The following is a 16,685-nucleotide window of genomic DNA, read 5'->3' on the forward strand; positions in this document are numbered from 1 at the left end:
ATATCTGTATCAAGATAATTATGAATTTGAAAATAGGGCCTCGGCCCTATTTTTTTGTTTGTTGCTCAAGCTTTTCTAGTCGTTCGAGGATTTTTTGTTGTTGCTCGATGATCTTTTCAAGATGCTTCTCTTTAGTTTCTGCTCGTTGATTCTCATGGTGAGTCGGAGAGGTGATCAAAGAAGTAATCAAGCCAGAAATCATACCAAACACGCCCACGCCACAGATGATCACCAGAGAGGCAACTAACTTCCCTGAACTTGTTACTGGATAATGATCGCCATACCCCACCGTACTGATGGTAACGAAAGCCCACCACAAAGCATCTTGGCCAGTGGTAATGTTGGCATTGGGATCTTTGTGTTCTAGCAGCAGTATTGTCCCTGCACCTATGGTCAGGAGAATGACCAGCAGCAATATAATTGACGCGAGAGTGGTTTCTTTACGATTGCGAAATAGCTCTCTGAAAACACGCTTGCCCGAACGAAGAACAAGAATGACACGCAGGATCTGAAAAATGCGAGCGAAACGAAGAGGCTCGACCATTGGGATGCTTGCTAGGAAATCGATCCAGTGTACTTTGAGGTATTCTTTTTTGTTTTGTGATCTGAATAGATCAATTGTGAGCTGAAAAAGAAAAACACTACAGATTATAAAATCGAGGCCGATAAGGACTTGTTTCGATTCTTTATCAATCGGAACGAACAATAAGCCTGAGATCACAAATAACGCTAAGAAAGAGAGAATCAGTGACAATAAGCTCATCGGCTTGGTGGCGTCTTTGGTATTATTCAACATTCATACGAGGCTCAAAATAAATCGCGAACTTTGACTGACATAGCCACCTCGCGGATATAGAAGCCATCAATATATAAGAATTAATGGAGAACTGACAATGACTAAACTGTCATTCAAGCCGTGGGAAAGGATAATCTCTGACGTTCGTCTCGTTCCAAAAATGGTCATGTTGATGATATTCAGCACAATCTTGATCATTTCGAAGCAGCTATGGGACGCAAGTACGTTTTACGATTCATTGCTTGCTGTAACCAACAATGCGCAGGTTGCGCAGCAGCATTACGAGACTTACCTAGTTCAAGTGGCTTGGCAAACAGGCTTGATGATCATTGTGTTTGTGGTTCTTCTGTTAGCAGCGGCGCGCGTTATGCTGCGCCAGACCCAATACCTTAATGACGCCATTAAAACCATGGCCGACAAGAACTTATCAGTGCCTATTCAAATGGACTGTAAAGATGAATACGGCGATGTGGCACGTGAGCTTGAAAAAACTCGTGTTCAACTGAACGACATGATCAAAACTCAAGTCGCCTCTTCTGATGAGCTGTTTGCTTTGACGGAAGTGATGACCATCAGCATGTCTGAAACCAAAGAGTCAGCTCAAGAAGAGTTTAACGAGATCGATCAGCTGGCGACAGCAATGAGTGAGATGACCTCTACGGTGCAAACTGTAGCTGAGCATGCGCAAAGCGCTTCTTCATTGACTGAACAAGCATCAGGCCAAGCTCTTACTGGTCAGAAGTTCGTTCAAGGGTCAGTGTCTAAGATGAGTGAGCTATCTTCAGATATCGCAGCGTCTGCAGCAGCGGTAAACCAAGTAGAAGAGCGCGTTGACTCAATTGGCAGTGTGGTTGGCACTATCCAAGGCATTTCAGAGCAGACAAACCTATTGGCATTGAACGCTGCGATTGAAGCGGCGCGTGCAGGTGAAGCTGGTCGTGGTTTTGCGGTTGTTGCCGATGAGGTTCGTAACCTTGCGCAGCGTACTCAGCAAGCGACTGTCGAGATTCAAGACATGATCAGTCACTTACAAAGCAGTGCTAATTCTGCGGTAGAGCTGATGGAGAAGAGTGTTGTTGAAGCGGCTGAAGGTGTGGACCTTGTGACCAATGCAGGCTCTGAGCTTGATGGTATCGTAAGCCAAGTAAACCAAATTAATGATATGAACTTCCAGATCGCGACCGCTGCAGGTCAACAGAGCAGCGTTGCAGAAGAGATGAGTGTCAACCTGACCAATGTTCGTGAGCTTGTCGAAGCTTCAGTTGTGGTTGTTGGTGAGCTGTTGGAGACCTCTCAGCTTATGGAAAGCAACGCACAAGAACTCGACGGTAAGATTAAGCAATTTAAGGTTTAGTCATGTTCTCTAAATCCTTATTGCTAGAGGCTGTTTTCTAGAGAGAAAGGCCTAACTCGCTAAGTTAACCGATAAAACGCCCACATTGCTAATGTGGGCGTTTTTTATTGGCGTAACTTTGGTATAACTTATCTTTAGTTTTATGAAGACTCGAACCGATAACCTGAACGTTCGTCGCGCAGCTTATACAAGGAAGAAATATGCCATTGCCTTCTCAACTCGTCACTCACTCACAGTCTGCTTTTGAGCAATTATTAGAGCATCAAAGTGAAGCCATCAATACTTGGTCTGAGCCACTGACTGAAGATCTTAAACGTGTACTTGGTTTAAGCTGTTTTGTTGGTGATTGTTTGCAGCGTGATACGGTTTTATGTGGTGACTTGCCTGATATGTTGGCATGCGAAGAACGTGCTGAAGGGTACCGAGAACGACTGGCTGAATTACTTTCTGGCTGCACCGATGAAATGAGCGGTCAACGCGTGTTGCGTCAATTTCGCAATCGAGAAATGACCTACATTGCTTGGCGTGATTTCATGGGTTCATGGGAGCTAGAGCAGAGCCTAAACCATCTCTCAATGTTGGCAGAGGCGATGATCTTTGAGACCTATCAATGGCAGTACGATATTTGTTGTAAAGAGTGGGGCACACCTTGCAATGAACAAGGTGAAGCGCAGCCGATGTTGATCATTGGTATGGGCAAGCTCGGTGGTGGTGAGCTTAACTTCTCTTCTGATATCGACCTGATTTTTACCTATCCTGAAAATGGCGAAACCCAAGGTGCGAGACGCAGCATTGCCAATGCGCAGTTCTTTACTCGTCTAGGGCAACGTATTATCAAGGCGCTTGATCAGCAAACCTTTGATGGGTTCTGTTATCGAGTTGACATGCGCCTGCGCCCGTTTGGTGAGAGTGGACCACTTGTGATGAGCTATGCCGCACTTGAAGACTATTATCAAGAGCAGGGCCGCGATTGGGAACGCTACGCTATGGTTAAAGCGCGCGTGATGGGCAGCGAAATGTATCCGGAGTATCAAGAACTTCGCCAAATGCTGCGCCCTTTTGTGTTCCGCCGTTATATTGATTTTAGTGCGATTCAATCTCTGCGCCGAATGAAGTCGATGATCAGCAGCGAAGTACGTCGTCGTGGTCTTTCGAACAACATCAAGCTTGGTTCTGGTGGTATTCGCGAAGTGGAATTTATCGCTCAAGTTTTCCAATTGATTCGTGGTGGCCGCGAACCGAGCTTACGCGGCCGAGGGTTACTCGAAACCTTAAGTGCTATTGAATCGCTTCATCTGCTAGAGGCTGAAGAGGTGGGGCACCTACGTGAGGCTTACCTGTTTTTACGTCGCCTTGAGAACCTGTTACAAGCAATGGCTGATAAACAAACTCAGACTTTACCTGATGGTGAATTCGAACAGTTGCAACTCGCTGTCGCTATGCAATTTTCCGATTGGGATAGCTTGATTGCGGCAACTCGAGCTCATATGGAAAATGTACATACCGTGTTCGAAGATCTAATTGGCGTAGATGAAGATGATGCTAACCCGATAGCGAGTCACTTTAGTGAACTGTGGGATATGGCCCATAAACCGGACGTGATTGAACATGTACTGGAGCATGATATTGCTATCGCAAGCCCACCAGAAGCAGCCAAAACGATTATTCAGTTTAAAGCCGATTTAGCTAAAAAAACCCTTGGCCCACGCGGACGAGAAGTCCTCAATCGATTAATGCCTAAAGTGTTTCAAGCACTATACACCGCTAAGGATGCTGAGTTTGGTTTATCTCGAGTACTGCATCTACTGCATAAAATCGTTACGCGTACCACTTATCTTGAGCTGCTCGATGAACACCCTGCCGCGTTAACTCAGTTAGTTCGCTTATGTACTGCAAGCCCCATGATTTCGGAGCAGTTAGGTCGCTACCCAATTTTGTTAGATGAGCTTATTGATCCTCAGCAGCTCTATAACCCGGTGCCGCTTGAGTCTTACAAAACAGAATTACGTGATTACCTTGCTCGTATCCCTGAAGATGATATGGAGCAACAGATGGAAGGTCTGCGTCAGTTTAAGCAGACATGTATCCTGAGAATTGCAGCGGCTGATATAGCTGGCGCGTTACCTGTGATGAAGGTGAGTGATCACCTGACTTACTTGGCAGAGGCAATTGTTGAAGCCGGTGTTAACCAAGCTTGGTTGCAGGTGTCGGCTAAGTTTGGTGAGCCGACTCATGTCAAAGATCGCGAAGGCCGTGGTTTTGCGGTTGTCGGTTATGGCAAAGTCGGCGGTTGGGAGCTTGGCTATAACTCCGATCTCGATATTGTCTTCATGCACGACTGCCCGGTACACATCTATACTGATGGTAAAAAAGAGATCGACGGACGCCAGTTCTACTTAAGATTGGCACAGCGTATCATTCATATTTTCTCGACCAGAACTGCTTCTGGCATTCTGTACGAAGTCGATACGCGTTTACGCCCTTCTGGTGCCTCCGGTTTGTTGGTTAGTCCAACCGATGCCTTTGATGAGTATCAGCACAATGATGCGTGGACGTGGGAGCATCAAGCTTTGACTCGCGCTCGGATGATCTATGGCGATGACTTATTGGCTTCGGCATTTAACAAAACTCGCCATGAGGTTCTCTGCTTGGCGCGTGATGAGGCGACACTCAAAAAGTCAGTTGTGGATATGCGTGAAAAGATGCGCGGCCATTTAGGCGGCAAAAAAGCCGATCGATTCATGCTAAAACAAGATGCGGGTGGTATTACCGATATCGAATTTTTGGCGCAATATTTAGTACTTCGATACAGCAATGAGAAGCCAAAGCTTACTCGTTGGTGTGACAATGTGCGAATCTTTGAAAGCCTGTTGTCACAAGGGATTATGGACGAGCAGCAAGGCATGGCATTAACCCATGCTTATACAACCTTAAGGGATGAAATCCATCACCGTAATCTACTCAACCTTGATGCGGACGTGGCGATTGAGAAGTTTGAGTTAGAAAGAGAACATGTTGTCCAAGCATGGAAACAGTGGATGGAAGCATAACTTAGTCATAGTGTCGTGACTGATGCGTATATCTTGAGAGGCTTTTATTCATTTATCTATAGTTTAGCCTCTGTAATCAGTGTGCTAGACTCTAGCCAGATTCGATTTTTGGAGATCCATAATGAAACCAATTCTACCTGACTACAGCCAATCAGGCGTTCTTGTTGTCGGTGACGTCATGCTTGACCGTTACTGGTATGGTCCAACTGGCCGTATCTCACCAGAAGCACCTGTACCCGTTGTGAAAGTAGAAAATAACGAAGAGCGTCCTGGTGGTGCTGCCAACGTAGCAATGAATATTGCCTCTCTTGGTGGTCATGCGCATATCGTTGGTTTGACCGGTAAAGATGAGCCAGCTGAGGTGTTAAAAAATACCTTAGGCGCACTAAAGGTTAAATGTGATTTCGTTGAGTTAGAAGATTACCCAACTATTACTAAACTGCGTGTGATGAGCCGTGGTCAGCAGCTAATTCGCCTTGATTTTGAAGATAAATTTGAGAATACGGATCCTGAACTTGTATTGTCTCGTATGGAGCAAGCGCTGCCTAACGTGCGCTCGGTAATCCTATCTGATTACGCGAAAGGTGCTCTTGAGCACGTACAGAGCTTTATCCAAAAAGCACGTGCGGCAAAGGTTCCTGTGTTTATCGACCCGAAAGGCGCAGATTTTGAACGCTACCGTGGGGCAACGCTACTGACGCCTAATATGGCTGAGTTCGAGTTGGTTGCTGGTAAAGTAAAATCTGAAGAAGAAATGATCGAAAAAGGACTCGCGCTAATCGAAGAGTTCGATTTTGAAGCGTTACTCGTTACTCGTAGTGAGCACGGTATGACGTTACTTCGCAAAGGTTTAGAACCATTCCATTTGCCTACTCAAGCGAAAGAAGTGTATGACGTGACGGGTGCTGGCGATACGGTTATCTCGGTACTGGCAGCTTCTGTTGCTGCTGGTAAGCCGTTAGATGAGGCGTGTGCATTGGCGAATGCTGCAGCTGGCGTGGTGGTTGGTAAACTTGGAACATCGACACTGTCTACGATTGAGTTAGCCGAAGCGATTCATGGCAGCCAAGACACAGACTACGGCGTTATTTCTGAAGCGGCACTGGTTGAAGCGGTGAAGCGTGCTCGTGCGAAAGGCGAGAAAGTGGTTATGACCAATGGCTGCTTTGATATTCTGCATGCCGGTCATGTTTCTTACATGAACCATGCTGCTGAATTAGGCGATCGTTTGATCGTTGCAGTAAATACTGATGAATCCGTGAAGCGCTTGAAAGGCCCTGGTCGTCCGGTGAACCCAACTGATCGTCGTATGGCGGTCTTAGCGGGTTTAGGTGCGGTTGATTGGGTTGTACCATTCTCTGAAGACACACCGCAACGTTTGATCTCTGAGGTATTGCCAAGCATTCTTGTGAAAGGTGGTGATTATAAACCTGAAGATATTGCTGGTGGTGCGGAAGTGATTGCTGCTGGTGGTGAAGTGAAAGTACTTAACTTTGAAGATGGTTGCTCTACCACTGAAATCATTAAAGCGATCAAAGGTGGCCGAGGCTAAGTTTTAGCGGTCGAATAAGAATATTCGATAGATAATAAAAATGCCGCTCAATGAGCGGCATTTTTGTAGCTGTAGCTAACGTAATTCAGAGTTACTTGCTTGCAACTTTTAGACCTGCGTTTACATCAACAATGTCTTGTTCGCTTAGTGTGCCAACCGCTTGACGAAGCTGAAGTACACTTAGGATGTAGTTGTAACGAGCGTCTGAAAGGTTTTTGTTCGCATCGTATAAGCGACGAGTCGAATCTAGTACGTCAACGATAGTACGAGTACCCACATCAAAACCAGCTTCTGTTGCTTCTAGAGCAGACTGAGCTGAAACAACGGACTGTTCGTAAGCGCGAAGAGCACCGATCGAAGCACTGATGTTGTTGTTGAATGCACGTACGTCTTTTACAACGCTACGGTAAGTCGCTTCTAGATCTTCACTTGCCGCTACGTAGTTGTATTCAGCCTGTTTAGTCAATGAAGTCGTGTTACCACCCGTGTATAGAGGCACAACTAAGTTCAAACCAATGTTAAGGTTATCTGCATCGTAATCGTTTAGGCTGTTTGAGCTGTCAGTTTGCTCTGAAAGGCCATAGCTACCATCTAACGTTAAGCTTGGTAGGTGACCAGAGCTAGCTAGAGAGATGTTGTCTTTTGCTACGTCTTGAGAGATACGTGCAGCCAATAAACTAAGGTTCTTTTGTTCTGCTTGTTCAACCAGTGCAACTGCAGATTCAGAAGATTTGCTTGCTGAGAAACGATCAGTATCTAGGATGCTTAGGTTAGAGTGTTCCTGACCTGTAATCTCGCGTAGACCTTCGTAGCTGTTAGTTAGGTCGTTTTCTGCAAGAACCTCATCAGCCAAAACGCCATCGTACTGAGCTTGTGCATCATGTACATCGGTGATCGCTGAAAGACCCACCTCAAAACGTTGCTTAGTTTGCTCTAGTTGACGAGCAACCGCTGCTTTCTCTGCACGAACAAACTCTAGGTTATCTTGAGCACGAAGTACTTCGAAGTATGCTGTCGCAACACGAAGGATCAAAGCTTGTTGCTCTGCCGCGTAAGCTGAATCAGATTGACGAGCAGTCTTTTCTGCCGTATCTAATGTGATCCAAGAAGAACGCTGGTAAAGCTCTTGACTGAACCCAATGCCAACACCCCATTGGTTGTTGTCATTGCTCGTATCGCTTCGATCACCACGGTTAATATCGTAGTTAGCTGTTAGATTAATTTGCGGTAACAAAGAGCTACGGCTTGACGTTACTGCTTCAAAAGCGGCATCGCGCTGCGCTGCTGAACGAAGAAGCGTTGGGTCGTTCTGTTTTGCTTGGTCATAAACTTCAGCTAGCGTATCAGCAAAAGCTGACGAACTCAGGCTGCCAATTGCTGCACTGATAAATAGTGGAAGCAGTTTTTTCATTTTCCTATTCCTGCCTTTTATGGAATTTTCTTTAAAAGAGTTTAACCTAATTTGGTGGTAATTTACTCGAAACTTTGCACTTTTTTACATTTAACTGTCCACTTGTGCAATATTTATTTTTTCAAACTTAACTTTAATTATAAAATTTATATGAAAAGTTGAACCTTATCCTTGGTAGTTAACTCGGACAATGAGTAAACTATAAAGATCACTTAGTGAGGTACCAAATGCAACAGTATGACAATCAACGACATGAGTTTACTCCACAAGATGTGGAAATAGTCTCAAAAGAGACGCTGTTTCGTGGTTTTTTCAAAATGGTTAAGTACACATTTAAACATAGACTGTTTGAGGGCGGCTGGAGCCAACCCATAGAGCGTGAAATGTTTGAGCGTGGACATGCTGCCGCTTTGCTACCTTATGATCCTGTACGTGATGAAGTTGTGATCGTCGAACAGATCCGCGTCGGTGCTCTAGAACATGAGAACCCTTGGCAATACGAAATTGTTGCAGGGATCATTGATACCGATGAATCACCACAAGATGTCGCTCGTCGTGAAGCGATGGAAGAAGCCGGAGTCGAAGTCGGATCTGTATTGCCTATCACTTCGTATTACCCTTCATCAGGTGGTTGCTCAGAAAAGCTCGACGTCTTTGTGGGCTGTGTTGATGCGACGACCGCCAAAGGGGTACACGGATTGGACTACGAAGGTGAAGACATTCGTGTGCAAGTGATGAGTCGCGAAGCCGCTTATCAGTTGGTAAAAGACGGTGTGTTTGAAAATGGAGCCACGATCATTGCGCTACAGTGGCTACAATTGAACTACCAAGAATTACAGTCAGAGTGGGTAGATTAACGTCATGCCAAATATAGCGGTCAAAAAACCGTATCATGTTGATCTTGCTGAATTGATGCGAGTTTACGAGACTAACTATGCCAAACTGAACGCTTTGCTGCCGGTTGGGCATGAGGTTGGTGACGTCCGCTGTTACCAAGCCGTTAATATGGTGTATCAATTGACAGTGAATGAGGTCACAAAATACACCACATTAATAGATATATGTCAGAGTGACGCGATGCCAGTGTTTCCTTTGCCAAAAATGTCTGTCAGGCTATATCACGACGCTCGAGTTGCAGAAGTGTGCGCTAGTGGGGATTTTTCACGAGTCAAAGCGAAATATGACTATCCCAACACTAAGCTTCTGCAAAAGGACGAGAAATTTCAATTGAATAAATTTCTTGGGGAATGGTTAACGTTTTGTTTAAAAACTGGTATCAGCCGAGCCCCAATTGCCTTTTAATTGAGCCTATTCAACAACACTTTTAAAGTCTAAACAGTAACGTATCTGGATTTGTTATTTTGGAATTATCACACACTTCAAAATTTGATGAGAGCACTATTAAGCTTGTACAGCTAACGGACACGCATTTGTTTGCGCCGAGCAATGGCAGCTTATTAAGCATCAACACTCAAGATAGCTTTCGTGCTGTAGTCGATGGCATTGTTAGTCAGGGTTTTGACTATCAAGCGATTTTAGCTACTGGTGATATCTCTCAAGATCACAGTGCTGAGTCGTACCAGAAATTTGAGTCAGGTATTCAACCTCTGGAAAAGCCTTGCTATTGGCTGCCAGGGAATCATGACTTCAAACCTAATATGGGCAGTGTTTTGCCATCACCACAAATACAGTGTGTTGAACATGTTTTGCTAGGCGATAACTGGCAGATGGTGATGCTGGACTCGCAAGTGGTTGGTGTACCTCATGGTCGCCTCAGTGATCAACAACTTGATTTATTAGAACAAAAGCTGGCGGAATTCCCTGAACGTAATACCTTGGTTCTATTGCACCATCATCCGTTGTTGGTCGGCAGTGCATGGTTGGATCAACATAACCTAAAAGACGCTGACCAATTTTGGGATGTGGTTCAACAGCACAATAATGTAAAAGCAGTACTATGTGGTCACGTTCATCAAGACATGAACCGAGATCATCATGGTGTACAAGTCATGGCAACTCCGTCGACTTGTGTGCAATTCAAACCTAACTCAGATGACTTCGCGGTCGATACTTTATCTCCGGGCTGGAGAGAGATCGAATTACATCAAGATGGCACGGTCAGCACCCAAGTTCGTCGTTTGCCTGATGGGCAGTTCTTGCCTGATTTTGAAGCCGCTGGTTATTAATGAAGGTTGTTATTGATGTCTAGCTCTAATCAGCAAGCGACTAAACCCTCTCTGCTTCTCTATATTCACGGGTTTAACAGCTCATCTCGTTCTCATAAAGCGAATGTGATGGCAGATTACTGTGCGGAGCATCGCGCCGATATTAAAGTCGTTACTCCTCAACTGCCAAGTTTCCCTCAGCAAGCTGCTCTTCATTTACAGCAGTTAGTGGAGCAATATAAAGAGCAATATCAGATAGCGTTGGTTGGTAGCTCATTGGGTGGCTATCTTTCAACATGGCTGAATAGCCACTATGGTTTTAAAGCGGTGGTTGTAAACCCAGCAGTGAAGCCGTATGAGCTTCTTGCTGACTATTTAGGTGAACAAGTAAACCCATACACAGATGAACGATATGTACTGGAAGCAAAACATATTGATGAACTGAAGGCGTTAGAGGTTTCGGCTATCGCTAAGCCGAGCGACTTCTGGTTACTTCAGCAAACGGAAGATGAAGTTCTGGATTACCAACAAGCGGTAGAGAAGTACCAAGGTGCAACACAGACAGTAGAAGAGGGCGGGGATCATAGCTTTGTTGATTTTGAACGCTACCCACAACAAATCATCACCTTTCTAAATCTTTAATCTGTTTCACTAATCAAGTGATTTTCTCTTGTTTGTCTGTTATTTCATCTATCAATGGTGAAATATCATAGTTTGATGTCTTAGTTTTTGAACTAGCTTGACATCATTACTCAGCTTCCAGACTATATTCCCCAATACTTCGCTCGTTCGCTCTACTATGACGGTTCATAGTAATGATTCTGCTTTAGTGAAACTGGAGCCAGCGAACTGACGCAAACTTTTTGAGTAAACTCCGTATTATGACTGAACAATATAATGCAAAAGACCTCGAGGTACTTGAAGGTCTCGATCCTGTGCGACACCGCCCGGGGATGTATACCGAGACAGAAAGACCTAACCACCTTGCCCAAGAAGTCATTGATAACTCGGTCGATGAAGCACTAGCGGGACACGCTAAGAAGATCAAAGTGGTACTTCATGCAGACCAATCGTTAGAAGTTACCGATGACGGCCGTGGTATGCCTGTCGATATTCACCCTGAAAAAGGGATCTCAGGTGTTGAGCTGATCTTAACGAAGCTCCACTCTGGCGGTAAATTCTCGAACAACAACTATAAGTTCTCTGGTGGTCTGCACGGTGTAGGTATCTCGGTTGTAAACGCGCTGTCAAAACGTGTTGAAGTAACCGTGCGCCGAGAAGGTCAGGTTCACGAGATCGCACTTGAAGGCGGTCATGCAGTAACAGAACTGACTGTAACAGGTACTTGTGGTCATCGTAACAGTGGTACATCAGTACATTTTTGGCCTGATCCTAAGTACTTCGATAGCCCTAAATTCTCGACACTTCGTCTGATTAACAACCTACGTGCGAAAGCAGTGCTTTGCCCTGGTTTAGAAATTACCTTTATCGACAAAGTGGGCGGTGAAGAGCACAAATGGTTCTACGAAGATGGTCTAAAAGACTACCTTGCCGAAGGCGTGAAAGGTTACACCTTACTGCCTGAAGAACCGTATGTTGGCGAATTCGTTGCTGAAACAGAAATGGCAAACTGGGCGATCATCTGGCAGCCAGAAGGCGGTGATATGATCACCGAGAGTTACGTGAACTTAGTACCAACTAAACAAGGTGGTACACACGTAAACGGTCTTCGCCAAGGTCTGCTTGATGCAATGCGTGAGTTCTGTGAATTCCGTAATCTTCTGCCGCGTGGCGTGAAGCTAACGGGCGACGATATCTTCGATCGTTGTTCATACGTACTGTCGGTGAAGATGCAAGATCCGCAGTTTGCTGGTCAAACAAAAGAGCGCTTGTCTTCTCGTCAAACCGCCGCGTTTGTTTCTGGTGTAGTAAAAGATGCGTTTAGCTTGTGGTTGAACGAAAAACCACAACTGGCAGAACAGTTGGCAGAAGCTTGTATTGCGAATGCCCACCGCCGTATGCGCGCAAGCAAGAAGGTTGTGCGTAAGAAAATCGCTTCAGGCCCTGCATTGCCGGGTAAACTGACGGATTGTTCGGTTCAAGATTTAAGCCGTACCGAAATCTTCTTCGTGGAAGGGGACTCGGCGGGTGGTTCTGCTAAGCAAGCTCGTGATCGTGAGTTCCAAGCGGTGATGCCACTTCGAGGTAAGATTCTAAATACATGGGAAGTGTCAGCAGACCAAGTTTTGGCTTCGCAAGAAGTGCACGACATCTCGGTGGCTCTGGGTATTGACCCGGACAACGATGATTTATCAGGCTTGCGTTACGGTAAGATCTGTATCCTTGCCGATGCGGACTCGGATGGTCTTCATATCGCGACACTGTTATGTGCATTGTTTACTCGCCATTTCCATGCCTTGGTTGAAGCGGGTCATATCTATGTGGCAATGCCTCCTTTGTATCGTATCGATTGCGGCAAAGAAGTGTTCTACGCACTCGATGACGCAGAGAAAGACGGTGTGCTTGAGCGACTATCGCAGAAGAAAGCCAAGATCAACGTGCAACGATTCAAAGGTCTGGGTGAGATGAACCCACTTCAGTTGCGTGAAACGACTATGGATCCAAACACTCGTCGCCTTGTTCAGTTAACGATTGATGACAGCGAAGCGACCAATGAGATGATGGACATGCTGCTTGGTAAGAAACGTGCAGATGATCGCCGTACATGGCTACAGACTAACGGTGATATGGCCGAGGTATAATGGATGTCTAACGAAATTACATATGATGGCGTTGAACAGCTGCCAATGCGCAAGTTCACCGAAGATGCCTACTTAAATTACTCAATGTACGTGATCATGGATCGTGCATTGCCGTATATCGGTGATGGCTTGAAGCCAGTACAGCGTCGTATTATCTACGCAATGTCTGAACTGGGCTTATCGGCTGCATCGAAATACAAAAAATCAGCACGTACTGTTGGTGACGTATTAGGTAAGTATCACCCACACGGTGACTCTGCTTGTTACGAAGCGATGGTATTGATGGCGCAGCCTTTCTCTTACCGCTACCCATTGGTCGATGGTCAAGGTAACTGGGGTGCTCCGGATGACCCGAAATCGTTCGCTGCAATGCGTTATACCGAAGCGAAACTGTCTAAATTCGCGGAAGTTCTTCTCGGTGAATTAGGTCAAGGCACAGTTGATTGGCAACCAAACTTTGATGGCACGATGAAAGAGCCTCAAATGTTACCTGCTCGTCTGCCTCATATTCTACTTAACGGTATTACTGGTATCGCGGTAGGTATGGCAACCGATATTCCGCCACACAACGTGCGTGAAGTCGCTAAGGCAGCCATTCAGCTCATTGATGCGCCTAAGTCTGAGCTTTCAGACGTGATGGGTTTCATTCAAGGTCCCGATTACCCGACGGAAGCTGAAATTATCTCTCCGAAGTCGGATATCGAAAAGATCTACCGTACTGGACGTGGCAGCATCAAGATGCGCGCAGTTTGGCATAAAGAAGGCTCTGATATTGTTATCACGGCTCTGCCTCATCAGGTGTCAGGTGCGAAGTTACTTGAGCAAATTGCTAACCAGATGCGCGCTAAAAAACTGCCAATGGTTGACGACTTGCGTGATGAATCGGATCACGAGAACCCAACGCGTATCGTTGTTGTTCCTCGTTCAAATCGTATCGACTGTGACCAATTGATGAGTCACTTGTTCGCATCGACAGATCTTGAGAAAAACTTCCGTGTTAACTTGAACATGATTGGTTTAGATAACCGTCCTCAAGTTAAAGGCTTAGTTCAAATCCTGAAAGAGTGGATTGAGTTCCGCCGTACAACCGTTCGTCGTCGTTTGCAGTACCGCTTAGATAAAGTTCTGGCACGTTTGCACATCTTAGAAGGTTTGCTTGCTGCTTACCTTAATATCGATGAAGTGATTGAGATCATTCGTACAGAAGATGAACCAGCTCCTGTATTGATGAGCCGTTTCAACATTTCTGAAATTCAAGCCAATGCAATTCTTGATATTAAACTTCGTAACTTAGCTAAGCTAGAAGAGTTTAAAATCCGAGCTGAGCAAGAAGAGCTTGAAGCGGAACGTGAGAAGCTTGAAAAACTACTCGGTTCAGAGCGTCGCTTGAATACGTTGATCAAGAAAGAAATCCAAGCCGATGCTGATAAATATGGCGATGATCGTCGTTCACCTCTAATTGAACGTGCTGAAGCGAAAGCACTAACAGAACGTGACTTAGTACCTAGTGAACCAATCACAGTTGTATTGTCTGAGAAAGGCTGGATTCGTCATGCTAAAGGGCATGACGTTGATGCTGAAGGTTTGAACTACAAGTCTGGTGATAAGTTCTTAGCGAGCGCTAAGGGTAAGAGTAACCAACAAGCGGTGTTCCTTGGCAGTGATGGCCGAAGCTACTCGCTTGAGTCGCATTCACTACCTTCGGCGCGAAGCCAAGGTGAGCCAATTACAGGCCGCTTGAACGTCAGCCCGGGTACTTCTATTCGCCAAGTGGTGATGGGAGAGAATGAACAATTATGGTTAGTGGGTTCTGATGCGGGTTATGGCTTTGTTTGTAAGGGTAGCGATCTACTGTCTAAGAACAAGAGCGGTAAAGCGTTAGTTAACTTACCACAAGCTTCTGAAGTGATGATGCCAAGTCCGATTGCTGATTTAGATAGTAACCAGATTCTGGCGATTACTAACCAAGGGCGTATGTTGTTGTTCCCGATTAAAGACCTACCTCAGCTGAGCAAAGGTAAGGGTAACAAGATAATCAACATACCTTCTGCGAAAGCTAAAGAGCGTGAAGAGTTTGTCTCACATCTGATGGCTATCCCAGAGAATGCGACGCTGACTATCTACGCGGGTAAACGTAAGCTCGGCTTGAAACCTGCGGACCTTGAAAACTTCCGAGGTGAACGTGGTCGTCGTGGTGGTTTACTACCAAGAGGGTTACAACGAGTGACGCGCATCGATATCGAAGAGCCAAGTGAATCGTAAAGACATTTGATATCATTTTCGGATAAAAGAAAACCCAGCTTGTGAGCTGGGTTTTTTGTATCTGGCACTTTAACTGTGTGTGGCCGCTAACTTGATGCAAGCAACCCAAATACGTAGATAAGCTACAAGCGTGTGTCTTCGGCGATGGTCACCTTAAGGGTCTTGTTTTCACCTTGGCGTAAGATACCAACATCGATAACAGTACCCGGTCGTAGATCGGTAACGATATCCATTACACTCTGTCGTCCATTTACCTGGTTATTATTGATACTGACAATAATGTCTTGAGCTTCAAAACCGGCATCCGCAGCGGGGCCATTTGGATCGATACCTAACACAACAATACCTCCGATATTTTTAGTACCCAACATGCGTGAGGTGACAGAGTTGATGTCTTGTCCATCGATACCGATATAACCACGAATTACACGGCCATCGGCGATGATCTTCTCCATGATTTTATTAGCAAGCGGATAGGGGATAGCGAATGAGATCCCATAGGTTTCCATGTCGGTAGCTTGTTGGAAAGAGGCGGTATTGATACCGACTAGCTCACCCTGTGAGTTAACCAACGCGCCACCTGAGTTGCCCTCATTGATTGCTGCATCGGTTTGGATAAAGGCTTGGTGTCCATCGGCACTGATCGAAGAACGACCGGTTGCTGAGATGATACCAAAGGTTGTGGTTTGACCTAGGTTGTATGGGTTGCCGATAGCCAACACCACATCACCGACATTGGCTTTGTAATTAGGATTGAGTGGGATCACCGGTAGGTTATCACCGCTGACTCTAAGTATCGCGATATCGGTGCGTTTGTCTGAACCGACAAGTTGCGCTGCGGCTACTCGGCCATCTTGAAGTGCCACAACAATTTGGTCTGCTTGGGCGACAACGTGGAAGTTGGTAATGATGTAGCCTTTTTCGCTGACAATCACCCCTGAGCCCAAGCCTTGAGTCAGCAGCTTGTTGCGATCACTTTCTGCGTATTTACGGCTATAAATATTAACCACAGCAGGTGCCGCGCGGCGTACAGCTTGATTAAATGAAATCTGGAGAGAGCCAATATTATCGACTTTGGGATTAGTCACATCTGCGACAATCGCTGGCCTTAAGCTTGGAAAGGCGAGAAGAATAAGCGTCGCTGAAACGAGTCCAAGGGAAATAGAACGAAATAGAAAGGACAGCATGTTTCCCTCTTCGACAGGTAAGGTATTGAGCCTCCACGCATGGGTGACTAGTTTGAGTTACTTGTGAAGCATAGCATTTTGATTGATCTAAAGAAAAGGGAGACTGAGTAAGTTTAAAGCAAACTTACTGAGCCTCCCTGTAATTG

Annotated in this window: 12 protein-coding genes; 9 read left to right on the top strand and 3 right to left on the bottom strand. The window is 45.6% G+C overall.

What is annotated here, in order from left to right; translation table 11 throughout:
• Window positions 1–46: 46 nt before the first annotated feature.
• Entirely contained in the window at window positions 47–796 is a 750-nt protein-coding gene (locus BCT34_RS10115) for a potassium channel family protein (RefSeq protein ID WP_076651463.1), read from the bottom strand.
• Window positions 797–893: 97 nt separating this feature from the next.
• On the opposite strand from BCT34_RS10115, the gene BCT34_RS10120 reads away from it, so the two are divergent.
• The 3 genes from BCT34_RS10120 (at window position 894) to hldE (ending at window position 6,752) form a co-directional block, all read left to right on the top strand.
• Window positions 894–2,150, top strand: a complete 1,257-nt coding sequence (locus tag BCT34_RS10120) for a methyl-accepting chemotaxis protein (protein ID WP_076651462.1) — start codon at window positions 894–896, stop codon at window positions 2,148–2,150.
• 200 nt (window positions 2,151–2,350) lie between these two features.
• A complete protein-coding gene (gene glnE / locus BCT34_RS10125; protein ID WP_076651461.1) occupies window positions 2,351–5,200 on the top strand; it encodes a bifunctional [glutamate--ammonia ligase]-adenylyl-L-tyrosine phosphorylase/[glutamate--ammonia-ligase] adenylyltransferase in 2,850 nt (949 codons plus the stop codon).
• A gap of 121 nt (window positions 5,201–5,321) precedes the next feature.
• A complete protein-coding gene (hldE, locus tag BCT34_RS10130; RefSeq protein ID WP_050649505.1) occupies window positions 5,322–6,752 on the top strand; it encodes a bifunctional D-glycero-beta-D-manno-heptose-7-phosphate kinase/D-glycero-beta-D-manno-heptose 1-phosphate adenylyltransferase HldE in 1,431 nt (476 codons plus the stop codon).
• Between the two features lie 91 nt (window positions 6,753–6,843).
• Here hldE and tolC read toward each other — a convergent pair whose 3' ends face one another.
• Complete coding sequence (tolC, locus tag BCT34_RS10135; RefSeq protein WP_076651460.1) at window positions 6,844–8,163, bottom strand: outer membrane channel protein TolC; 1,320 nt, start codon at window positions 8,161–8,163, stop codon at window positions 6,844–6,846.
• A 227-nt stretch (window positions 8,164–8,390) separates the two neighbouring features.
• On the opposite strand from tolC, the gene nudF reads away from it, so the two are divergent.
• The 6 genes from nudF to parC all read left to right on the top strand — a co-directional run bounded on the left by nudF (window position 8,391) and on the right by parC (window position 15,352).
• Complete coding sequence (gene nudF / locus BCT34_RS10140) at window positions 8,391–9,020, top strand: ADP-ribose diphosphatase (RefSeq protein WP_076651459.1); 630 nt, start codon at window positions 8,391–8,393, stop codon at window positions 9,018–9,020.
• Between the two features lie 4 nt (window positions 9,021–9,024).
• On the top strand, window positions 9,025–9,465 hold the full coding sequence (locus BCT34_RS10145) for a DUF1249 family protein (RefSeq protein WP_076651458.1): 441 nt from the start codon (window positions 9,025–9,027) through the stop codon (window positions 9,463–9,465).
• Window positions 9,466–9,524: 59 nt separating this feature from the next.
• Window positions 9,525–10,349 (top strand): 3',5'-cyclic-AMP phosphodiesterase, encoded by an 825-nt coding sequence (gene cpdA / locus BCT34_RS10150; RefSeq protein WP_076651457.1) that lies wholly within the window; start codon window positions 9,525–9,527, stop codon window positions 10,347–10,349.
• A 15-nt stretch (window positions 10,350–10,364) separates the two neighbouring features.
• On the top strand, window positions 10,365–10,970 hold the full coding sequence (gene yqiA / locus BCT34_RS10155; protein ID WP_076651456.1) for an esterase YqiA: 606 nt from the start codon (window positions 10,365–10,367) through the stop codon (window positions 10,968–10,970).
• A 239-nt stretch (window positions 10,971–11,209) separates the two neighbouring features.
• On the top strand, window positions 11,210–13,090 hold the full coding sequence (parE, locus tag BCT34_RS10160) for a DNA topoisomerase IV subunit B (protein ID WP_017061428.1): 1,881 nt from the start codon (window positions 11,210–11,212) through the stop codon (window positions 13,088–13,090).
• A 3-nt stretch (window positions 13,091–13,093) separates the two neighbouring features.
• Window positions 13,094–15,352 carry a DNA topoisomerase IV subunit A gene (gene parC / locus BCT34_RS10165; RefSeq protein WP_076651455.1) on the top strand — a complete coding sequence of 753 codons (2,259 nt, stop codon included), beginning with the start codon at window positions 13,094–13,096 and terminating at the stop codon, window positions 15,350–15,352.
• Window positions 15,353–15,474: 122 nt separating this feature from the next.
• Here the strand turns inward: parC and degS are convergent, their stop codons facing one another.
• Window positions 15,475–16,539: an outer membrane-stress sensor serine endopeptidase DegS gene (gene degS / locus BCT34_RS10170; RefSeq protein ID WP_076651454.1), complete on the bottom strand. Its 1,065-nt coding sequence runs from the start codon at window positions 16,537–16,539 to the stop codon at window positions 15,475–15,477.
• Window positions 16,540–16,685 lie beyond the last annotated feature (146 nt).

Source organism: Vibrio sp. 10N.261.45.E2 (assembly GCF_002875705.1).
In the GTDB taxonomy this organism is placed as follows: Bacteria; Pseudomonadota; Gammaproteobacteria; order Enterobacterales; family Vibrionaceae; genus Vibrio.